We start from the raw sequence: 20,799 nt of genomic DNA, 5'->3' as shown, positions 1-20,799 counted from the left end.
CTATGAATTTAAACGATATTAAAGACTTGATGGCTCAATTTGACCAATCAAGTTTGAGAGAATTTTCTTATAGAAATGGGACGGATGAGTTACAGTTTAGCAAGAATGAAGCTAGACTTGTGCCTGAAGTTGCACCTCAGGTCGCTCCTGCGCCTGCTGTAGCAACACCAAGTCCAGTAGCTTCAACATCTGCTCCAGTAGAAACTGTAGTGGAAGAAGTTCCTGCTTCAGTTGAAGCAAGTGTAGCTGCTGAGGGAGATGTTGTAGAGAGCCCACTTGTTGGGGTGGCTTACTTGGCTGCTGGACCTGATAAACCTGCCTTCGTTTCAGTTGGTGATAGTGTCAAAAAAGGTCAAACATTGGTGATCATCGAAGCTATGAAAGTCATGAATGAAATTCCAGCACCTAAGGATGGTGTGGTAACGGAAATTCTCGTTTCTAATGAAGAAATGGTTGAGTTTGGTAAAGGATTGGTACGTATCAAATGATCGATATTCAAGGAATCAAAGAAGCTCTTCCCCACCGTTATCCTATGCTCCTAGTGGACCGTGTATTGGAAGTGAGTGAGGATACTATTGTTGCTATCAAAAATGTGACCATCAATGAGCCTTTCTTTAACGGCCATTTTCCTCAATATCCAGTTATGCCAGGTGTTCTGATTATGGAAGCCTTGGCGCAAACAGCTGGTGTCTTGGAGTTGTCAAAACCTGAAAATAAAGGAAAACTAGTCTTTTACGCTGGTATGGATAAGGTTAAATTCAAGAAGCAAGTTGTACCAGGCGACCAATTGGTTATGACAGCGACTTTTGTAAAACGTCGTGGCACCATAGCTGTGGTTGAAGCAAAGGCTGAAGTGGATGGCAAGCTTGCGGCCAGTGGTACTCTTACCTTTGCAATAGGGAACTAAGGAGGTTCTCCATGTTTCGAAAAATTTTAATTGCCAATCGTGGTGAAATTGCGGTTCGTATTATCCGTGCGGCGCGTGAATTGGGGATTGCAACGGTGGCGGTTTATTCAACTGCTGATAAGGAAGCCCTTCATACGCTTTTGGCAGATGAAGCAGTTTGTATCGGCCCTGGCAAGGCAACAGAGTCTTATCTCAATATCAATGCGGTTCTATCAGCTGCAGTCTTGACTGAGGCAGAAGCCATTCACCCCGGTTTCGGATTTCTCAGTGAAAATTCCAAATTTGCAACTATGTGTGAAGAGGTCGGCATTAAGTTTATCGGTCCATCTGGTCATGTTATGGATATGATGGGGGATAAGATCAATGCGCGTGCTCAGATGATCAAAGCAGGCGTGCCTGTTATACCAGGTTCGGATGGAGAAGTGCATAACTCTGAGGAAGCTTTGATTGTTGCTGAAAAAATTGGCTATCCTGTTATGCTCAAGGCTTCAGCAGGTGGAGGTGGTAAAGGGATTCGTAAGGTTGAAAAGCCAGAAGATCTCGTTTCCGCCTTTGATACTGCTTCAAGTGAAGCCAAGGCCAATTATGGCAATGGTGCTATGTACATAGAGCGGGTTATTTATCCAGCTCGCCATATTGAGGTTCAAATCCTAGGAGATGAACACGGAAATGTGATTCACTTGGGTGAACGAGATTGTTCTCTTCAACGGAATAATCAAAAGGTTTTGGAAGAAAGCCCTTCAATTGCAATCGGAAAAACGTTGCGTCATAAAATCGGTGCGGCTGCTGTTCGAGCTGCAGAGTCTGTTGGCTATGAGAATGCAGGGACCATTGAGTTTCTGCTTGATGAAGCAAGTGGCAATTTCTATTTCATGGAAATGAATACACGTGTTCAGGTAGAGCATCCAGTAACAGAGTTTGTTTCAGGTGTGGATATCGTTAAGGAACAGATTCGCATTGCGGCAGGTCAGCCTCTGTCTGTTAAGCAAGAAGATATTGTTCTACGTGGGCATGCTATCGAGTGTCGGATCAATGCAGAAAATCCAGCCTTCAACTTTGCTCCTAGTCCAGGTAAGATTACCAATCTCTATCTGCCAAGTGGTGGAGTTGGCTTGCGCGTGGATTCAGCAGTTTATCCAGGCTATACCATTCCACCTTATTATGATAGTATGATTGCCAAAATCATCGTACACGGCGAAAATCGTTTTGACGCCTTGATGAAAATGCAACGTGCCCTCTATGAATTAGAGATTGAAGGGGTGCAGACCAATGCAGATTTCCAGCTTGACCTTATTTCAGATCGCAATGTCATTGCTGGAGATTACGATACTTCCTTCTTGATGGAAACCTTTTTACCCAAATATCAAGAAAAAGAATAAAATGACTTCAAGAGTTTAAACCGAAAAGGGGAATCAATGGCTCTATTTAGTAAAAAAGATAAGTATATTCGAATCAATCCCAATCGTTCGGTTAGGGAAAAACCTCAAGCCAAGCCAGAGGTTCCAGATGAATTATTCTCTCAGTGTCCAGGTTGTAAGCATACCATCTATCAGAAGGATCTGGGAAGTGAGCGCATCTGTCCACATTGTAGCTATACCTTTCGTATTTCTGCCCAAGAACGCTTGGCTTTGACGATTGATATGGGAACCTTCAAGGAATTGTTTACAGGGATTGAGAGCAAGGATCCCTTGCATTTCCCTGGTTATCAAAAGAAACTAGCAACTATGCGTGAAAAAACAGGTCTGGATGAAGCCGTTGTGACAGGAACAGCTCTTATAAAAGGTCAGACTGTGGCTCTTGGGATTATGGATTCCAACTTTATCATGGCTTCTATGGGTACGGTTGTAGGGGAAAAAATCACTCGTTTGTTTGAGTATGCGACGGTTGAACAATTACCAGTTGTTCTCTTCACAGCCTCTGGTGGGGCCCGTATGCAGGAAGGAATCATGAGTCTCATGCAGATGGCCAAGATCTCTGCAGCGGTTAAACGCCATTCAAATGCAGGCCTCTTTTACCTTACCATTTTGACTGATCCAACGACAGGTGGTGTGACAGCTTCTTTCGCTATGGAAGGCGATATCATTTTGGCTGAACCACAGAGTTTGGTTGGTTTTGCAGGGCGTCGTGTGATTGAAAACACGGTTCGTGAAAGCTTGCCTGAGGATTTCCAAAAGGCAGAATTTCTACTTGAGCATGGCTTTGTGGATGCTATCGTTAAAAGAAGAGATTTGCCAGATACGATTGCAAGCCTAGTCAGATTGCACGGAGGGGGTCCTAGATGAATATTGCAAAAATAGTCAGAGAAGCGCGTGAGCAGAGTCGCTTGACAACCTTGGACTTTGCTGCAGGCATTTTTGATGACTTTATCCAATTACACGGTGACCGTTCTTTTCGTGACGATGGTGCAGTTGTTGGTGGTATTGGCTGGCTTGGAGACCAAGCTGTAACAGTGGTTGGTATCCAAAAAGGCAAGAGTTTACAAGATAACCTTAAACGGAATTTTGGTCAACCGCATCCAGAAGGTTACCGCAAGGCCCTACGGTTGATGAAACAGGCTGAAAAGTTTGGCCGTCCAGTAGTGACCTTTATCAACACAGCAGGTGCCTATCCTGGTGTCGGAGCAGAAGAACGCGGACAGGGAGAAGCTATTGCTCGCAATCTCATGGAAATGAGTGATTTGAAAGTTCCTATTATTGCTATCATTATCGGTGAAGGTGGTTCTGGTGGGGCTCTGGCTCTAGCAGTCGCAGACCGTGTTTGGATGCTGGAAAATTCTATCTATGCCATTCTCAGTCCAGAAGGTTTTGCTTCCATTCTATGGAAAGATGGCAGTCGTGCCATGGAAGCGGCAGAACTGATGAAAATCACTTCACACGAACTGTTAGAAATGGACGTGGTGGACAAGGTGATTTCTGAAGCAGGACTTTCTAGTAAAGAACTGATTAAGAATGTTAAAAAAGAACTTCAAGCTGAGCTAGCTAGACTTTCACAAAAATCGTTAGAAGAGTTGTTGGAAGAGCGTTATCAACGATTTAGAAAATACTAAAAATGACTAAATGAGACTAGAAAAGTCTCATTTTTTTAGAAAAATGCACTTTAGGCCGAAAAATTGACAGTTGAGGAGAAGACTAATAAAATAGACAAAAATGATCTATACTGTAGATGTAACCTTACAAAAATTTATTTTAAGGAGGTATTCGCAATGACAGGTATAGATACATTTACAGTTCTTTCATCTGAGAACTTAGAGGAAACTTCAGGTGGTTTTGCTGTTTGGGAAGATGGTGAGGGAAGATGGTTATATTATAGAGACTTTGCTCCTTATATGGGGCAAGGGGCGCTTAATTCTTATAGGGATGCTTGGAAGTATGGCTTCCGAGCAGGATAATCTTTCAAAAAAAAAGTATGATGAGAAACATAGAGAAACTAAGACAATTTGGCATATTTTTGCTTATTATTTTACTATCTACCTATTTACCACAAACAATTGGATTGTATGTGACGATAATTTTAGGGTTAGGCGCTGATGTCTATTCTCTTATTTTAACAATGGGATTAGTAGGAAGTTTCCTTCTATTAACTTGGTGGTTAAAAAAGAAAAAGATGCTCTTTATCTTTGAGAAAAAGAGATGGAACTGGTCATTTGTCTTCTACTTATTTTCAGGTTATGTGGTTTATCAGATTCTCGGTAATTTTTGGGCACGCTATGCTCATTTGATTAATCATAGGAATATTCATGATGAGTATTTTACCGTTGTTCTTTCAAATGGACAACCAACGTTTTTATCGACTATCTTATCTTTTGTCCTGCCTGTAATCATCGGTCCTATTTTTGAGGAGACTCTTGATAGAGGGTATTTTATGAATACCTTCTTTCCTAAGTCAAAGTATTATTTAGATGTCATCCTATCAGGCCTGATCTTTGGACTCAGTCATTTGATACTATCTCATCGAGACCCGATTAGCTTATTATATTATAGTGTGATTGGTCTCTTTTTCGCCCTTGTTTATCGTTCTACCGATAATCTTAGATTAACGATTCTCTGCCATAGTTTTTTTAACTTTCTCAACCATGCACCCCCCCTCTGGATTTTTGTTTATAATTATATCTATTACCACTTTTTAAGATAGTGGAAGCAAAGAAAACAGTGTTTGATATCTGTCAAACACTGTTTTCTATCTACTATTCTTCAGTTACAAATTGACTAAGCAGTCCGTTGATAAAGCGGGCTGATTTTTGATCTGAAAAATTCTTGGCAAGTTCAATGGCTTCATTGACTGCTACTAGCTGAGGTGTATCAAATGAAGTAATTTCAAAGATACCCAAGCGTAGTAAGTTTTTTTCGACCAAGGTTAAGCGTTCAACTGTCCAACCTGACTTGAGGTGCTGGTTGATTTGTTTATCCAACTCGTCTTTTTGAGCTTGAACACCAGAAACCAAGTTCAGAAGAAAGGCAGGAATTTGCACATCTTCATCTTCACGGTCATGTGTGTAGGCAAAGCGACAAGCTGTTTTCATATCTGTACCAAATTCAAGGCTCATAAGAGCTTGAAAAGCGCATTTACGAAGTTCGCGTCTAGATTCTAATAATGGACTAGTCATTGAGGAAGTCCTCGTTAAATAGATCTTTCAACTCAGGTTTTGGTGTTTTATCTGGAACGATTCCTGCAACATGGATGTTGACAGCAGCAAGTTCCACATCAGCCATATCACGGACAGCATCTTTGACCGCTTTTTGAATAGCAAGAGCCACTTTTGGTACTTTCACACCGTACTCAAGGTAGAGATAGATGTCAGCAGTAAGTTCTTCGTTGTTTTCTTTTAAGTAGACGCCACGACCAAGAGAGAGTTTTGATAGGGTATCAGATACGGATTTATTTGAAAATGAGTGGACACCATCAACTTTTGCAGTTGCGATGGCAATGATTTTTTCAAGTACACGTGGAGCGATAACGATTTCGCCAAATTGTTCTTCAATTCCCATAGAATGACCTCTTTCTAGAGATTAGGCACGAGAAACGTAAGTTCCTTCTGCAGTGTTGATGATCAATTTTTGTCCAGCTTCGATGAAGTCTGGAACGTTGACAACAAGTCCAGTTTCCATAGTTGCTGGTTTACCAGAACCTGTAACAGTAGCACCTTTGATAGATGGTTGTGTTTCAGCAACTGTCAATTCAACAGTAGTTGGTACAGTTACACCGATTACTTCAGTTCCGTAGAATTGGATTTTCACATCAGAGTTTTCAAGGATGTAAAGCAATTCATTTTCAACGTTTACGACTGGGATTTCGTATTGGTCGTAAGTTTCAGTGTTCATGAAGTAGGCAGTTTCATCCATTTTGTACAAGTATTGAGCTGGGACAGTTTCGATAATAGCTTGTTCGAATTTTTCTTCTGGGCGGTAGCTTGTGTCAAAAGTAGAACCAGTACGGACATCACGTAATTTCATACGCATGATTGTGTTCCCTTTACCTGGTTTGTGGTGGCTAGCTTCCAAAACGCGGATCAATTTTCCGTCTGCAGTTTCAAATGTCATACCAGCTTTCAATTTGCTTGCTTCAATCATGTTTTTACCTCTTTAATAAATATTATTACTCTTCATTTTACCATAAAATCTTCTGGAAATAAAGCCAAAATAGTTATTGGGAGATGGTAGGGGAGAAAAAACCAACCTCAGGGCTGGTTTCTTTTATGTGTTAATCTTCTTTCAACTTCGCTAATTCCTGTGCAAGGAGTTTAAGGGCGACTTGTGGGTTGGCTTGACCTTTGGTTGCTTTCATAAGGAATCCTGTGAAGGCCTTGTCTGCGTTACGTTTGCCTGACTTGAAGTCGGCAACTGCGGCTTCGTTATCCGCAAAGACTTGGTGGATGATTGGAATCAAGATTTCTGGATCTGAGATTTGAACCATGCCAGCTTTTTCCACGTATTCACGCGCTCCACCGCCATTTTTAGCCAGGTGGACAAAGACTTTCTTGGTCGTAGCTGAGCTCTTCAAGAAGGATATGGGATTGAGGCTAATGAAAAGATAGATTTCTTAATTTGAATGATTATTAAACTATATTATAATCTTTAAAAATTATCTAAGATATACTTGTCGTTATTTACTAGCAGTTATCTTCTTTATGGAATGATGTTCAATGAGCCACCCTACAATCCACCCCGTCGCTAGCAAGTAATTTTCGAAAGCACCGATAGCATTTACAGGAGAATGATACTCCATAAAATTGACTAAGTGATTTGTTCCTATTCCGATCCCACCGAAGATGAGAGTGAGAAGCACGATTCGTAGATAGAACCAATCGTACTTAATATTGACACCGAGAATAAGAATCAATACAGCTAGGTTCCATATTCCAATTTCTCGTTGCCAACCAGCTGAGATTCCGTACCCGGAGTGACTTCCCATGTATGATGGAAAGAAAATTTGTAGTATAGAAGCGCCTAACATAGCGATGATGACTAAGATAAATAGAAATCGTAAAAATTTGTTCATTTTTTCTTCTTTCTAAATTAGAAAAAGGTATATAAAAAGTCTATTATTCATCTTCTTTCAACTTCGCTAATTCTTGGGCAAGGAGTTTAAGGGCGACTTGTGGGTTGGCTTGTCCTTTGGTTGCTTTCATAAGGAAGCCTGTGAAGGCCTTATCTGCGTTACGTTTACCTGACTTGAAGTCGGCAACTGCGGCTTCGTTATCGGTAAAGACTTGGTGGATAATTGGAATCAAGACAGCTGGGTCTGAGATTTGGACCATACCTGCTTTTTCAACGTATTCACGCGCGCCTCCGCCATTTTTAGCCAGGTGGACAAAGACTTTCTTGGCAATCTTAGAAGAGATAGTACCGTCTTCGATGATGGCAATCATTTCAACCAAGTTTTCTGGTGTCAATTCGATTTGTTCCAGTGTCTTGCCTTCTGCGTTCAAGAACTGAGCGACTTCCCCTTGGAGCCAGTTAGAGACTTGTTTGGCATCGCCACCGAGGGCAACAGCTTTTTCAAAGAAGTCAGAAGTGACTTTGTTTGCGGTTAACTGGCTAGCATCGTAGTCTGACAAACCAAGTTGAGATACGTAGCGAGCTCGGCGTTCTTTTGGAAACTCTGGTAACTCTGTACGCATTTCCTCAATCCACTCGTCTGAGATTTCAAAGAGTGGTAGGTCTGGTTCTGGGAAGTAGCGGTAGTCTGCAGCACCTTCCTTGACACGCATGAGGATAGTTGCCTTGTTGGCTTCATCGTAGCGGCGTGTTTCTTGGCGGATTTGACCACCTGAGCGAAGGATTTCAGCTTGACGTTGAACTTCGTATTCAAGACCTTTGCGAACGTTTGAGAAGGAGTTGAGGTTCTTCAACTCAGTTTTGGTACCGAATTTTTCTTGACCATAAGGGCGAAGGGAGATATTGGCATCCACACGCATAGAACCTTCTTCCATCTTAACGTCAGAAATACCAGCATACTGGATAACTTCCTTGAGGGCAGTTAGGTAAGCGTAGGCTTCTTCAGGAGAACGCATGTCAGCTTCAGATACAATCTCAATCAATGGCACCCCTTGGCGGTTGAGGTCAACATAAGAGTAGCCATCTGTACCATGGGTGTTTTTACCAGCGTCTTCCTCTAGGTGGGCACGTTCGATACCGATTTTCTTAGTTGTACCGTCTTCTAGTTCCACTTCAATCCAGCCATTATAGCCGATTGGCTCATCAAACTGAGAAATTTGGTAGGCTTTGGGATTATCAGGATAGAAGTAGTTCTTGCGGTCAAAGTGCATCTTTTTGTGGATGTCCATGTTGAGGGCAAGAGCTGCCTTGATACCTGCATCAACAACACCTTTGTTGAGAACCGGAAGTACTCCTGGGAAAGACCAGTCAATCACGTTGGTATTGGCATTTTGGTCATTTCCGAAGTGGGCAGAAGTAGGTGAGAAGATTTTTGAATTGGTGTTGAGCTCTACGTGGACTTCAAGTCCAATGACTGTTTCAAAGTTCATTAGTTATCACCTCCAAAAATCACGGGTTGTTGTTTGTGGTAGTCTGTTGTTGCTTCAAAAGCAGTAGCAACTTGGTAAATGGTTTCCTCAGAATACTTAGGACCAATTAATTGTAGACCAACAGGCAGACCTTGAGCGAATCCAGCTGGAATCGAAATTCCTGGGAGACCTGCCAAATTGACTGGGATGGTCAAAAGGTCAGCCAAGTACATGGCAACTGGGTCGTGGTTGAGTGAGTCCAAATCGTAGGCAACACTTGGAGCGGTTGGACCCAAAATCAGGTCATAATCCGCAAAGACGTTTTCGAAATCTTGAATGATGAGGGTACGGACTTGACCAGCCTTCTTGTAGTAAGCATCGTAGTAACCTGATGAAAGGCTGAAAGTACCTAGCATGATACGTCGTTTCACTTCTTCACCGAAACCTTGGCTACGGCTGTTTACATAGATTTCATCAAGATTGGTTGCATCCTCTGCACGATAGCCGTAACGGATACCGTCAAAGCGTTGCAAGTTTGAGGAAGCTTCTGATGAAGCGATGATGTAGTAAACTGCCACACCGTATTTAGAGTGAGGAAGGCTGACTTCTTCAACGATAGCACCCAATTTTTCAAAGTGCTTAGCAGCATTAAGAATAGTTTCCTTAACCTCTGGGTCAATTCCTTCACCGAGGTATTCCTTAGGCAAAGCGATTTTCATACCCTTGATGTCTTGACCGATTTTTGAAGTAAAGTCAGCAATGCGGACAGGAGCAGAAGTAGAGTCTTTAGCATCTTCGCTGGCAATAGCGTTGAGTAAGAGAGCATTTTCCTTAACAGTCGGAGCAAAAGGTCCAATCTGGTCTAATGAACTACCAAAGGCAATGAGACCGAAACGTGAAACTGTTCCGTAGGTTGGTTTGAGACCAACGATCCCGTTGAAGGCAGCAGGTTGGCGGATGGAACCACCAGTATCAGAACCAAGCGACAAGCGGACTTGCCCTGAAGCTACAGCTGCGGCAGAACCACTTGATGATCCACCAGGAACCTTGCTGTGATCCCAAGCATTTTTAGTGGCACCATAGTGTGAAGTCTCACCTGATCCACCCATGGCAAATTCGTCCATGTTGGTTTTCCCTACGACAATCATGCCCTTGACTTTTGCATTGGAAACGGCTGTCGCATCAAAGATTGGCTCATAGTTGTAGAGCATTTTTGAGGCAGCAGTTGTGAGAATACCGTCTGTAGAGATATTATCCTTAACTGCAAGCGGAATTCCTGAAAGGACATTATCAGCGTCAATTCCAGCTTCATCAATAGCTTTAGCTTGAGCAAGAGCTTGCTCTTCAGCGATGGTAACAAAAGCATTGATTGCTGTCTCGCGAGACTTGATATCTTCAAGCGTTGCTTGGGTCAATTCAGTTGCAGAAATTTCCTTAGAGATAAGGAGATTGTGCAAGTCTTCAATAGTTTTGTTATTAAAAGTCATTAGGCATCTCCTCCATCGTCTAGGATAGCTGGTACCTTGATATAGTAGTTGTCTTTTTCAGGTACATTTTTAAACAAGCGGTCACGGTCTGTACCTTTTTCGGCCACATCAGGGCGGAGTACAGTCTTGCGGTCAGCCATGGTTGTAGTAGGTGCGACACCAGTTGTGTCGACTTCGCCCAGCAATTCAACCATGTCTACAATCTTAGACAAGGTAGTCGCAAAGGCAGCAGTTTCTTCTTCAGAGAATCTTAATTTTGAAAGATTGGCAACGTGTGTTACCTCTTCTTGCGTAATTTTCATCTTGCATCCTTTCGTGAAATGATGATTTTTAGTCTGTTCTATTTTACCATATTTTCCTATAAATAAGGGAGGGAAAGGTGAAAAAAGACAGGTATAGGATGTATAACGGGTTTTAATGACGATTTGTTTGAAAAGAGGATATCAGAGGAGAAATTATATGGTACAATAGTTTGACAGAGAAGTGAAGACAGTGGTTACGAAATCGAAAGGATGGTGATGCTTATGTGCAGATCCTGTAAAATCTTATACTCAATGAAAATCAAAGAGCAAACTAGGAAGCTAGCCGCAGACTGTACTTTAGTACGGCAAGGCGAAGCTGACGCAGTTTGAATTTGATTTTCGAAGAGTATTAGTGGAAAGTAGTAACCAGATTTGCCTCCCTTTTGAGGTTTTGACACTCATGTTTGTAGCTGGTAACTTTGTTATCACGCTCCTAAAGTTCATCCTTGAATTGGTGAAAGAGACAAAAAAATAGCCGTCCTAACTTTGGCGAGTTAACGAGCTATTTTTTAGTTATGTAATTACAGCCACCGTCTTAAACGGCTCTGTGGGGTGTTGTTGTCGCAACACCTTTTTCTATATTTATTGTAACATTTATTTTAAAAATTGCAAGTGGAATTGTTATACTTTAGCAGCGTCTGATATAAAATAGAAATTGAAAAATCGTTTTTAATCCGCTATAATGGTTAAACTAGAAAAAAGAAAAATAAGAGTTAGGATAGTAACATGTTTCATCAATTTATCACCAGATCTCAGACGGTCCCTCCTCCCATTTCGCTTTTTTGGTATGGGGTTATGATGCTTGTCTTAGTACTTTGTATTTATGGATCACTTGCTTATCACAAGAATCCAAAATTTGTCCTCTTGTTTAAGGGAATTCAGATCCTCCAGCTACTAGCCTTATATAGTTGGTATGCTGGTTTTGGCATTCCGTTTTCTAATAGCCTTCCTTTTTATCATTGTCGTTTAGCTATGTTCGCGGTGGTGTTCTTGCCTGATAAATGGAAAAGCAAGCAGTGCTTTGCCCTCTTAGGAGCAAGTGGAGCTGTCTTTGCACTGGTTTACCCAGTTTTTGACCCCTATGATTTCCCCCATATCACTAGTTTTTCATTTTTGATTGGGCACTATGCACTTTTAGTGAATTCCTTGGTCTACTTGATGAATCACTATGACAAGAGCCTACTCAAGAAATATATGATTGTAGCCTATACCTTTATCCTCAATCTCTTTCTAGTTGGGGTTAATCAGGTGACTGGTGGGAATTATGGCTTGTTAAATAAGACACCTTTTATTCCTGATGCCCCCCTGTGGCTAAAGTACCTACTTGTGTCTGTCATCCTTTCACTGGCTCTGGTTCTTTTTGATATCTTGTTCAAAAAACGGTGGAAAAAGAGAAACCAGGTGAAATCAGTGCTCTAGCTAACTTTTTTCATCGGATGAGCAATTGAAAAACTACTCAAAATCCGATATAATGGAGTGTTGAAAGGAATGGTAAAATCCAATGTAGAAATCATTCTTAGCTATTGAACCAACTAAAAATAGAGAATCAACGAAAGAGAACTTATGAATATTCAAGAAGAAATTAAGAAACGTCGTACCTTTGCCATCATCTCCCACCCGGACGCGGGTAAAACTACCATTACGGAGCAGTTGCTTTACTTTGGTGGTGAGATTCGTGAGGCTGGTACCGTAAAAGGAAAGAAAACAGGGACTTTTGCCAAGTCTGACTGGATGGATATCGAGAAACAGCGTGGGATTTCGGTTACTTCATCTGTGATGCAATTTGACTACGATGGTAAGCGCGTCAATATCCTCGACACGCCAGGGCACGAGGATTTTTCAGAAGACACCTATCGTACCTTGATGGCGGTGGATGCTGCGGTCATGGTCGTGGACTCTGCCAAGGGTATCGAGGCCCAAACCAAGAAATTATTTGAGGTTGTCAAACACCGTGGCATTCCGGTCTTTACCTTTATGAATAAGCTGGACCGTGATGGTCGTGAGCCACTGGACCTCTTGCAAGAATTGGAAGAAGTCTTGGGTATTGCGAGTTACCCGATGAACTGGCCAATCGGGATGGGGAAAGCCTTTGAGGGACTCTATGACCTCTATAACCAACGCCTGGAGCTCTATAAAGGGGATGAACGTTTTGCTAGTCTTGAAGATGGGGACAAGCTTTTTGGCAGCAATCCTTTCTACGAGCAAGTCAAAGATGACATTGAACTTTTAAATGAAGCTGGGAATGAGTTTTCAGAGGAAGCTATCCTTGCTGGAGAATTGACGCCAGTCTTCTTCGGTTCAGCTTTGACAAACTTTGGTGTGCAGACCTTCCTTGAGACTTTCCTTAAGTTTGCTCCAGAACCACATGGACACAAGAAAACAGATGGCGAAATTGTGGATCCTTATGACAAGGATTTCTCAGGATTTGTCTTTAAGATCCAAGCCAACATGGACCCTCGTCACCGTGACCGCATCGCCTTTGTCCGTATCGTATCAGGTGAATTTGAACGTGGTATGAGTGTCAATCTACCTCGTACTGGTAAAGGTGCTAAACTGTCTAATGTTACCCAGTTTATGGCGGAAAGTCGTGAGAATGTGACCAATGCTGTAGCAGGTGATATTATCGGGGTTTACGATACAGGTACTTATCAGGTTGGGGACACTTTGACAGTTGGAAAAAACAAGTTTGAGTTTGAACCACTGCCAACCTTCACTCCTGAAATTTTCATGAAAGTTTCTGCCAAGAATGTCATGAAGCAAAAATCCTTCCACAAGGGGATTGAGCAATTGGTGCAAGAAGGAGCCATTCAGCTTTATAAGAATTACCAAACAGGCGAGTATATGCTAGGCGCTGTAGGTCAACTCCAGTTTGAAGTCTTTAAATACCGCATGGAAGGCGAGTACAATGCTGAAGTTGTCATGAGTCCAATGGGTAAAAAGACCGTTCGTTGGATCAAGCCTGAGGACTTGGATGAACGGATGTCCTCAAGCCGCAATATCTTGGCCAAAGACCGTTTCGACCAACCAGTCTTCCTCTTTGAAAATGACTTTGCCCTACGCTGGTTTGCGGACAAGTATCCAGATGTAGAGTTGGAAGAGAAGATGTGACTCAGTACCAACAATTGGAACTGAAGTTCCTAATCGTTGGACGCTAGCCGCTATTTGGCGAACTAGCTAACTGCCTTACTAACTCATCGGCGAAAAATAATCGTTTTCGCCTCTTTGTGTCGTAATGTAAAAATTGTAAACCGCTATGGCGGTCTACCTAAACACTTCACTAGGCAAAGTCCACGAATAGTATCGATTCGTAAAACTTTACGTCGTAACTATTAGATAATGTATGATCTAACTGCCTCACTAACTACAACTGCTGTGGATGTCATGATTCACAGCTTTTTTGTTTTTAAAATATGAATATAAGAACGCTCAGGGCGGTAAGTTTGTTGATGTCATGGTCTCTGTTATAGTTTTATTTTTATAGTATGAATTTAGATGAAGGGAATGTTAAAACAGGTTTGAATTTTTGGAGGGGTTCCTATCATAGAGAAGGTCTTTCCATATGTAAATAGATTTGAAGCCTCGTATTTTTTTGAAAAAACAATATAATATCTTGACTATCGTTTGCGCTTGGAGTATACTATTAAAGTATGATTAAAATTGGGTGGATTGTCCACTTGATTATGTAACGAAAGGGTAGAATATGTTTTTTAGACGTCAGAAAGGTGAGTATAGAGAAACCGACCGAGTGACGCGGTATAAGTTAATCAAATCAGGAAAACATTGGTTGCGAGCTTCAACCTCTCTTTTTGGTTTGTTCAAGGTCTTGCGTGGCGGTGTAGATACGACTCAAGTCATGACAGAAGTAGTAGAAGATAAAGTGAATCCTTCTATTACAGGTTTGGATATCATAAAAGGTCTTGCGGCTACTGGGGCTGTTTTAGGTGGTGCTGTGGCTACTCAAACAAAAGTGTTTGCAAATGAAGCAGTAGCTGTGGAAAAAACACTAGAAAATCCCGATCTTTTGGTCACAAATGATACAGTAGTTTTGGGTACGACATCAGTAAGTAATTCAGAGAATTCTGCTAGCTTGTCTACTTCTTTGAGCGAAAGCACTTCGATGTCAGAATCTGTATCTAAGAGTTCGTCAGCCAGTGCTTCGATGAGTACTTCTACAAGTGTCTCAGCAAGTACTTCTAATAGTGCTTCTACAAGTGCATCTGTCAGCAACTCTACTAGTATTAGTCAATCAACAGGTGAGCCGGGTAGTTTCTCGTTGGTGGCTAGTCTATCGGGTGAACAGAACACTTCTGCGACAGCAACTGACCGAGATGCTTCTGTATCAAAAGAATCAACTGGCCTTAAAATTGATTCTGCTCTACTAAAGGCAACTGAAATTGATGGGAAGGTTAGTGCGAGTGCTGCTCAATCAACTTCTACCACGACTAGTATTGTAGGAGTTACTGCTGGCGCTATCGCAACAGCGGAAGTTTCAGCTAAGCAACAGGACGAAAATCGTAAGAAGTTGACAAAACTTTCAGCTGAGATGGGTGAGTACCTAGCTAAAGCTGTTGGCTTACCAAATACTGACTCAGCTATCACTAAGGTCAACTCTGCGGTAACTGAAATTGAAAAAGCCTTGGCTGACCCGACTAGTGATTTAACAGCAGTGGTGCAAAAAGCAACCGTAGCTCGTAATTCCATTGCCAATGCTGTTTTGAGAGCCCATTCAGGTGCGCGTGATGCACGAAATGGGAAACCGATGTTGCGCGATGCTTCTCTTCGAGCAAGTTGGGCTCCTCAGCAGGGCGATGGCCGTATGAATGTAAGTAGTCCAACTGCTACTTTTGATAAGGCTACTGGTATCGCTACTTACACTATGAATGTCCATGCTGATAGTGCTTTGAGTCATGTCGGTGTAAAAATCGAAGTCGGTAAAGGTGGACATGTCCAAAGTGCGACCTTTAACGGTAGTTCAATGGAAAAAACATATGCACATGGTTCAGAGGCAGGTTTTAGTTATCGTCATGACCAAAACCGGAATTTAGAGGGACAAGTTGTAGTAAGAGTTAAATACGATAATAATGTTCCGACTGCAACTGCCAATATGCAGGTTCAAGTAAGTTCTGCTCCTATTTATGAAAATACTCCAGGGAATGGTTCGGCAGTTCAATCGGCAAGTGTTCCAACGGGCTATAGACAGCAGACGACCAATACGAATACTAACACAACATTCCGTTTTAATGTTACTGCCTATAAAGAAGTTTTTAATGGTGATGTTGTTGGAGATAACGTAGGTTTAGAAGGAGTAAATACTAATTCAGGCCGCGTTAAGTATATGAACATCGAGAATCGTGATGTAATTCCTGGGGTGAGATATCTAGGTCCTAACAATAATGAACGATTAGACAGACCAGCTGTAACTGCTCGATTGGAGGGAACGGTTGGTGGAAACAATGCTTCAGCTGAAGTTGGAAAAACATATGTTTATCGTTTTGTAGGAACTAATTATTCTGGTGCCCAAGCTGCTGCTAATGTAGGCTACTATATCAAAGGTTTCAACGAACGTCATGATATCCAAAGTGGCGATACTGTTCAGGTTTCTGATTTGGACCATTTGACACCAGACGAAGTTAAGGAAGTTTATAATAATTTTGTTAGAAAACAATCGAATTTAACTGATTTATCCAAAAATGGAGATCTTGCTCCAAATATTGCTGAGGCAAGTCAAACGACTAATCCAGATGGTAGTTTTACGCTGTCTTACCCTGGCACCAAATCTAAAATTGATGTTGCAACCGATGGTACCATCACGGTTACTTATCGTGACGGTTCTACAAGTGCCATCAATGCTTCTTTAGAGAAGGAAAAAATACCTCCAGTAATAACCGTTACTGCGACCCGTAATGGTAAACCTCTAGCTGCAGAAACAGGAGGTATAGCAGGAGATAAATATTACTATTACTATGCAGGTGATGATATCGGTTTTGAAATGAAAGCCGTAGATAATAAGGGAAAACTGAGGGAGTTTAAACTTGTAGCACAGGCTGATGGTTATAGACCAGCGTCAGAAATGGCTCAAAACATCTTTGGAGATAATAGTTACGGGACTGGGACAGCTACTTCTCTATCAGATCCAAATGGGAATCTCGTTGCGACTGAGTCTAATCCGGCAGTCATAACTGCAACTGGGCATATGAAAGATGATTTGACTTATGCTCCTAAAAATGAATGGCGTCGTAATGCAGTAGCAACAGATAAAGCAGGGAATGTTACGATTCCGGGAGACAACAGTACAGGGAACTTCTTTATCAAGCAACGTCCTTTGAATGAGCGTTACAAGCATGAACCAGAATTTACAATTAAAAACCCTGAGTTTACGCCTGTAGTAAATAAGAATAGCCTGACGGAGCTTGAGAAGAAAGCGGTTAAGGCTGCTATTTATGCTAAAAACAATCAAGAGACCTTCAGAATCAAGGATATTGAAGTTCAAGACAATGGTACAGCAAAAATAGTCTATAAGGACGGAACGAAGAGTGATGACATTCCACAGTCAGTAACAGTCAACGAACGTCCTAAGTTAGTCATTCCTTACGACAATCCGGCAACGAAAGAAATCTATCTTTATCGTAATGAACCAGTCAATATTACTCTAAAAGCGACGGATGACTCTGGAAAACTCAATTCATTGAAGTTTACTAGACCTGATGGGACCAGTGATGGAACTGGTAGTGGAACTGCTAATGATTACGGTGGTTTCACTGGGGTAACACGTTCTAATACCATCACTTCTACGACAAACCAAGATAATGCTACGATTACCTTGACAGGTACTCTAAATAAAAGTTTGCAAAAAGGGGCATTTACTGAACGTAAACTCGTAACTACGGATAACCAGAATACATCAAATAGTACTGATAATAACGAAGGTTACATCAAGTTTGTTGTCAAGGATCAAACGGATAAGTATAATGCGGTTTCTAAAGTAGACACTATTTATACCTATGCGGGTGAAACAGCAGAAGACTTGGGAAATGCAGCTAACTTTGTTCAACTTGAAGGTGGTAAATCTCTGCCTGCAGGAGCGACGGTTAAATGGACAAATACGATTGACAATTCGACTACTGGGACAAAAAGTGCTGTTGCGCGTGTTACTTATTCGGATGGTTCAACCGATGATGTGACGGTCAACTATAAGGTCTTGGCTACGATTGCCCCTAAAGGACCTGTGAATGATATTCAAGGTACAGCTCCTCATAATGGTAACTTATGGCATGATTATGTCAACAAGCAAGGAGACGGTGATTACCCAAGTGGAGCTAGTCAAACTTGGAGAAAAAATGGGCAGCCTGTAGCAAATTCACCGATTAGTACAGCGGAAACAGGTCGACACAATTACCAAGTCACCTTTACTTATCCTGTTGGTCGTACAGGTGCGGGGGATACTACTAAACTAAGTAAAACTGTTGATGTTGTTCATGATGTTTATAAATTTGGAACAAATCGTTCTTATACTTTTACGCAGAATAAAACCAATGAACCAGCTTATAAACAAGCTGTAGCAAATCCTAAGGAAGTTGTTACTAATTTTTCTGGAAATCCAGATTTTAATGCAGCACTTACTAATTATAAGTGGGTAGACGGTGCTCCGTCACTTACGACAGTTGGAACCTTTACCAAACAAGTGGAGGTAGAGTTACCTGCAGACTCAACAGGTGTCAGAGTTAAACAAAATGTCCCTGTTACTGTGAGAGTAAATCCACAAGCGCCAGTTATCTCAGTAGGTTCTACTAATGAAACGGGTGGTTTGCCAAAACGTTCGATCGTTGTTACGAATGTAACGCCTGGAGCACTCGTTACATTGACATTGGCAGGCCATACATTTACTAAGACTGCTAAAGACAATGAAACAAGTGTGACATTTGAACCTACTGACCTGAAAAAAGCTTACGACGGCAATAACGGTCTTCTTCCGACAGGTGATGTAACAGCTAAATCTACAGTTGCTGGTCTTGATTCAGAAGTAACGACAAGTTCGATTACTCGTGAACGTGTGAAACCAACAATTACTTATACTGTAACAGTAAATGGTCAAGAGCCTAAGAGAGATGGCAATGGTCGCTATTTGTTCTATGCTGGAGATAAAATCCAGATTACTTATACAGGTAAAGATAACAGTGGTAAGTTAGTCACACTGAAGGTCTCTGGTAATAAAAAAGACTTGACAGATTTCTTCGAAAACAGATCTGAGTGGGGAACTGGTCCTATCACAAATATTATCAATACTTTAACCAATGATGACCAGACCACATTTACTATTAATGCGGTTGCTAATAAAGATCTTGCATGGAAATCAGGGAACACCTGGGGACGTTGGCTCACTGCTACAGATCCTAGTGACAACACTGTTGATGTAGGAGAAATTCGAATTCAGCAAGATCAGTTGCAAAACTTGTTTAAAAAGCCTGCCATTGATTTGACAGAAGTTAAGGATAAAAATCACTTAACAGAAACTGACAAGGAAAACGTTCGTGAAGAAATAAGAAAAGCTCATGATAAAGTAACTCCAAAAGGTCGGGAACGTATTTCTAGTATTGACGTAAGTGAGAATGGTGTTGCAACAGTTTATTATAAAGATAATGCTAAAGTAACATCTGGTAGTCAACCGTATGCACCAACGGTCTATGGTCAAGATGAAACTGTTTCAGACAAGAAATATCGTTCTGAGTCAGCTTCGGCAAGCACCTCAGCAAGTACGTCCGCTTCAATAAGCGCAAGTACTTCGGCCTCAACAAGCGCAAGTACGTCAGCAAGTACATCGGTTTCGACAAGTGCAAGTACATCAGCAAGTACGTCGGCTTCAACGAGCGCAAGTACCTCAGCTAGCACGTCAGCCTCAACAAGCGCAAGTACATCAGCAAGTACGTCAGCCTCAACAAGTGCAAGTACGTCAGCAAGTACATCGGCTTCAACAAGCGCAAGTACATCAGCTAGCACATCTGCCTCAACAAGCGCAAGTACGTCAGCAAGCACATCAACTTCAACGAGCGCAAGCACTTCAGCAAGCACATCAGCTTCAACCAGCGCAAGTACATCAGCAAGTACATCGGCTTCAACAAGTGCAAGTACATCAGCAAGCACATCAGCCTCAACAAGTGCAAGTACATCAGCAAGCACATCAGCCTCAACAAGTGCAAGTACATCAGCAAGCACATCGGCTTCAACGAGCGCAAGTACATCAGCAAGCACCTCAGCTTCAACGAGCGCAAGCACATCGGCAAGTACGTCAGCTTCAACAAGCGCAAGTACGTCAGCCTCAACAAGCGCAAGTACGTCAGCAAGCACATCGGCTTCAACAAGCGCAAGTACCTCAGCAAGTACATCGGCTTCAACAAGCGCAAGCACGTCAGCAAGTACATCGGCTTCAACAAGTGCAAGTACATCAGCAAGCACGTCAGCCTCAACAAGTGCAAGTACATCAGCTTCAACAAGTGCCAGCACGTCAGCAAGTACATCGGCTTCAACGAGCGCAAGTACATCGGCAAGTACGTCAGCTTCAACAAGTGCAAGTACGTCAGCAAGTATGTCGGCTTCAACAAGCGCAAGTACGTCAGCCTCAACAAGTGCAAGCACGTCAGCAAGCACATCAGCCTCAACAAGCGCAAGTACTTCTGCAAGCACTTCAGCTTCAACAAGTGCCAGCACATCAGCAAGTACATCGGCTTCAACCAGCGCAAGTACATCAGCAAGTACATCGGCTTCAACAAGTGCCAGCACTTCAGCAAGCACGTCAGCTTCAACCAGCGCAAGTACGTCAGCAAGTACGTCAGCCTCAACAAGTGCAAGTACGTCAGCAAGTACATCGGCTTCAACGAGCGCAAGTACATCAGCAAGTACATCAGCAAGCACATCAGCTTCAACAAGCGCAAGTACCTCAGCAAGTACATCGGCTTCAACAAGTGCAAGTACATCAGCAAGCACTTCAGCTTCGACAAGCGCAAGTACGTCAGCAAGCACATCAGCTTCAACGAGCGCAAGCACATCGGCAAGTACGTCAGCTTCAACAAGCGCAAGTACGTCAGCAAGCACATCGGCTTCAACGAGCGCAAGTACATCAGCAAGTACATCGGCTTCAACAAGTGC

The 20,799-nt window shown here is 42.1% G+C and carries 18 protein-coding genes and 1 pseudogene; 11 read left to right on the top strand and 8 right to left on the bottom strand.

Features of this window, described 5'->3' with window-relative positions:
- The first annotated feature begins 2 nt into the window (after positions 1 to 2).
- From accB to QM409_RS08425, 7 genes are all read left to right on the top strand, one after another.
- Positions 3 to 488: an acetyl-CoA carboxylase biotin carboxyl carrier protein gene (accB, locus tag QM409_RS08455; RefSeq protein ID WP_001052238.1), complete on the top strand. Its 486-nt coding sequence runs from the start codon at positions 3 to 5 to the stop codon at positions 486 to 488.
- Positions 485 to 907: a 3-hydroxyacyl-ACP dehydratase FabZ gene (gene fabZ, locus QM409_RS08450; protein WP_000565515.1), complete on the top strand. Its 423-nt coding sequence runs from the start codon at positions 485 to 487 to the stop codon at positions 905 to 907. The genes accB and fabZ overlap by 4 nt, the downstream gene beginning before the upstream one ends.
- Positions 908 to 918: 11 nt before the next feature.
- Positions 919 to 2,286 (top strand): acetyl-CoA carboxylase biotin carboxylase subunit, encoded by a 1,368-nt coding sequence (locus QM409_RS08445; RefSeq protein ID WP_261187780.1) that lies wholly within the window; start codon positions 919 to 921, stop codon positions 2,284 to 2,286.
- A gap of 36 nt (positions 2,287 to 2,322) precedes the next feature.
- The gene (gene accD, locus QM409_RS08440) at positions 2,323 to 3,189 is read left to right on the top strand and encodes an acetyl-CoA carboxylase, carboxyltransferase subunit beta (protein WP_084864839.1); all 867 of its coding nucleotides are present in this window, start codon (positions 2,323 to 2,325) and stop codon (positions 3,187 to 3,189) included.
- Positions 3,186 to 3,953 carry an acetyl-CoA carboxylase carboxyl transferase subunit alpha gene (locus tag QM409_RS08435; protein WP_414305517.1) on the top strand — a complete coding sequence of 256 codons (768 nt, stop codon included), beginning with the start codon at positions 3,186 to 3,188 and terminating at the stop codon, positions 3,951 to 3,953. Before accD ends, QM409_RS08435 begins: the two co-directional genes overlap by 4 nt.
- Before the next feature lie 156 nt (positions 3,954 to 4,109).
- Positions 4,110 to 4,295 (top strand): biofilm-regulating peptide BriC, encoded by a 186-nt coding sequence (gene briC / locus QM409_RS08430; RefSeq protein ID WP_414305516.1) that lies wholly within the window; start codon positions 4,110 to 4,112, stop codon positions 4,293 to 4,295.
- A 20-nt stretch (positions 4,296 to 4,315) separates the two neighbouring features.
- Positions 4,316 to 5,038 carry a lysostaphin resistance A-like protein gene (locus QM409_RS08425; RefSeq protein ID WP_414305529.1) on the top strand — a complete coding sequence of 241 codons (723 nt, stop codon included), beginning with the start codon at positions 4,316 to 4,318 and terminating at the stop codon, positions 5,036 to 5,038.
- A 52-nt stretch (positions 5,039 to 5,090) separates the two neighbouring features.
- Here the strand turns inward: QM409_RS08425 and nusB are convergent, their stop codons facing one another.
- The 8 genes and pseudogenes from nusB to gatC form a co-directional block, all read right to left on the bottom strand.
- On the bottom strand, positions 5,091 to 5,510 hold the full coding sequence (gene nusB / locus QM409_RS08420) for a transcription antitermination factor NusB (RefSeq protein ID WP_414305515.1): 420 nt from the start codon (positions 5,508 to 5,510) through the stop codon (positions 5,091 to 5,093).
- On the bottom strand, positions 5,503 to 5,892 hold the full coding sequence (locus QM409_RS08415; protein ID WP_000510573.1) for an Asp23/Gls24 family envelope stress response protein: 390 nt from the start codon (positions 5,890 to 5,892) through the stop codon (positions 5,503 to 5,505). The genes nusB and QM409_RS08415 overlap by 8 nt, the downstream gene beginning before the upstream one ends.
- A 21-nt stretch (positions 5,893 to 5,913) precedes the next feature.
- The gene (gene efp, locus QM409_RS08410) at positions 5,914 to 6,474 is read right to left on the bottom strand and encodes an elongation factor P (protein WP_000568643.1); all 561 of its coding nucleotides are present in this window, start codon (positions 6,472 to 6,474) and stop codon (positions 5,914 to 5,916) included.
- Positions 6,475 to 6,604: 130 nt separating this feature from the next.
- Positions 6,605 to 6,898, bottom strand: a pseudogene (locus QM409_RS08405) (glutamyl-tRNA amidotransferase); the annotation flags it as partial.
- Between the two features lie 108 nt (positions 6,899 to 7,006).
- Complete coding sequence (locus tag QM409_RS08400; RefSeq protein ID WP_414305514.1) at positions 7,007 to 7,402, bottom strand: hypothetical protein; 396 nt, start codon at positions 7,400 to 7,402, stop codon at positions 7,007 to 7,009.
- Between the two features lie 43 nt (positions 7,403 to 7,445).
- Positions 7,446 to 8,891, bottom strand: a complete 1,446-nt coding sequence (gene gatB, locus QM409_RS08395; RefSeq protein WP_153209151.1) for an Asp-tRNA(Asn)/Glu-tRNA(Gln) amidotransferase subunit GatB — start codon at positions 8,889 to 8,891, stop codon at positions 7,446 to 7,448.
- Positions 8,891 to 10,357, bottom strand: a complete 1,467-nt coding sequence (gatA, locus tag QM409_RS08390; RefSeq protein ID WP_414305513.1) for an Asp-tRNA(Asn)/Glu-tRNA(Gln) amidotransferase subunit GatA — start codon at positions 10,355 to 10,357, stop codon at positions 8,891 to 8,893. The genes gatB and gatA overlap by 1 nt, the downstream gene beginning before the upstream one ends.
- On the bottom strand, positions 10,357 to 10,659 hold the full coding sequence (gene gatC / locus QM409_RS08385) for an Asp-tRNA(Asn)/Glu-tRNA(Gln) amidotransferase subunit GatC (RefSeq protein WP_124788344.1): 303 nt from the start codon (positions 10,657 to 10,659) through the stop codon (positions 10,357 to 10,359). Before gatC ends, gatA begins: the two co-directional genes overlap by 1 nt.
- Positions 10,660 to 11,059: 400 nt before the next feature.
- On the opposite strand from gatC, the gene QM409_RS08380 reads away from it, so the two are divergent.
- From QM409_RS08380 to QM409_RS08365, 4 genes are all read left to right on the top strand, one after another.
- Positions 11,060 to 11,134, top strand: a complete 75-nt coding sequence (locus QM409_RS08380; RefSeq protein WP_232610068.1) for a hypothetical protein — start codon at positions 11,060 to 11,062, stop codon at positions 11,132 to 11,134.
- A gap of 251 nt (positions 11,135 to 11,385) precedes the next feature.
- Positions 11,386 to 12,078, top strand: a complete 693-nt coding sequence (locus tag QM409_RS08375; protein ID WP_414305512.1) for a TIGR02206 family membrane protein — start codon at positions 11,386 to 11,388, stop codon at positions 12,076 to 12,078.
- Positions 12,079 to 12,222: 144 nt separating this feature from the next.
- The gene (locus QM409_RS08370; RefSeq protein ID WP_049544798.1) at positions 12,223 to 13,767 is read left to right on the top strand and encodes a peptide chain release factor 3; all 1,545 of its coding nucleotides are present in this window, start codon (positions 12,223 to 12,225) and stop codon (positions 13,765 to 13,767) included.
- A 592-nt stretch (positions 13,768 to 14,359) separates the two neighbouring features.
- Positions 14,360 to 20,799: accessory Sec-dependent serine-rich glycoprotein adhesin (locus tag QM409_RS08365; protein ID WP_414310499.1), on the top strand; the 6,440-nt coding region annotated here is incomplete at its 3' end.

This window comes from Streptococcus mitis (assembly GCF_047465045.1).
Taxonomy (GTDB): domain Bacteria; phylum Bacillota; class Bacilli; order Lactobacillales; family Streptococcaceae; genus Streptococcus; species Streptococcus mitis_DT.
Note: the sequence above shows the minus strand (reverse complement) of the source record. Positions and strands in the feature narration are given on the sequence as shown.

What these genes read in the sequence shown, in the direction of transcription:
- accB (WP_001052238.1), top strand. Translation starts at nt 3, where the DNA reads ATGAATTTAAACGATATTAAAGACTTGATGGCTCAATTTGACCAATCA.
- fabZ (WP_000565515.1), top strand. Translation starts at nt 485, where the DNA reads ATGATCGATATTCAAGGAATCAAAGAAGCTCTTCCCCACCGTTATCCT.
- QM409_RS08445 (WP_261187780.1), top strand. Translation starts at nt 919, where the DNA reads ATGTTTCGAAAAATTTTAATTGCCAATCGTGGTGAAATTGCGGTTCGT.
- accD (WP_084864839.1), top strand. Translation starts at nt 2,323, where the DNA reads ATGGCTCTATTTAGTAAAAAAGATAAGTATATTCGAATCAATCCCAAT.
- QM409_RS08435 (WP_414305517.1), top strand. Translation starts at nt 3,186, where the DNA reads ATGAATATTGCAAAAATAGTCAGAGAAGCGCGTGAGCAGAGTCGCTTG.
- briC (WP_414305516.1), top strand. Translation starts at nt 4,110, where the DNA reads ATGACAGGTATAGATACATTTACAGTTCTTTCATCTGAGAACTTAGAG.
- QM409_RS08425 (WP_414305529.1), top strand. Translation starts at nt 4,316, where the DNA reads ATGAGAAACATAGAGAAACTAAGACAATTTGGCATATTTTTGCTTATT.
- nusB (WP_414305515.1), bottom strand. Translation starts at nt 5,510, where the DNA reads ATGACTAGTCCATTATTAGAATCTAGACGCGAACTTCGTAAATGCGCT.
- QM409_RS08415 (WP_000510573.1), bottom strand. Translation starts at nt 5,892, where the DNA reads ATGGGAATTGAAGAACAATTTGGCGAAATCGTTATCGCTCCACGTGTA.
- efp (WP_000568643.1), bottom strand. Translation starts at nt 6,474, where the DNA reads ATGATTGAAGCAAGCAAATTGAAAGCTGGTATGACATTTGAAACTGCA.
- QM409_RS08400 (WP_414305514.1), bottom strand. Translation starts at nt 7,402, where the DNA reads ATGAACAAATTTTTACGATTTCTATTTATCTTAGTCATCATCGCTATG.
- gatB (WP_153209151.1), bottom strand. Translation starts at nt 8,891, where the DNA reads ATGAACTTTGAAACAGTCATTGGACTTGAAGTCCACGTAGAGCTCAAC.
- gatA (WP_414305513.1), bottom strand. Translation starts at nt 10,357, where the DNA reads ATGACTTTTAATAACAAAACTATTGAAGACTTGCACAATCTCCTTATC.
- gatC (WP_124788344.1), bottom strand. Translation starts at nt 10,659, where the DNA reads ATGAAAATTACGCAAGAAGAGGTAACACACGTTGCCAATCTTTCAAAA.
- QM409_RS08375 (WP_414305512.1), top strand. Translation starts at nt 11,386, where the DNA reads ATGTTTCATCAATTTATCACCAGATCTCAGACGGTCCCTCCTCCCATT.
- QM409_RS08370 (WP_049544798.1), top strand. Translation starts at nt 12,223, where the DNA reads ATGAATATTCAAGAAGAAATTAAGAAACGTCGTACCTTTGCCATCATC.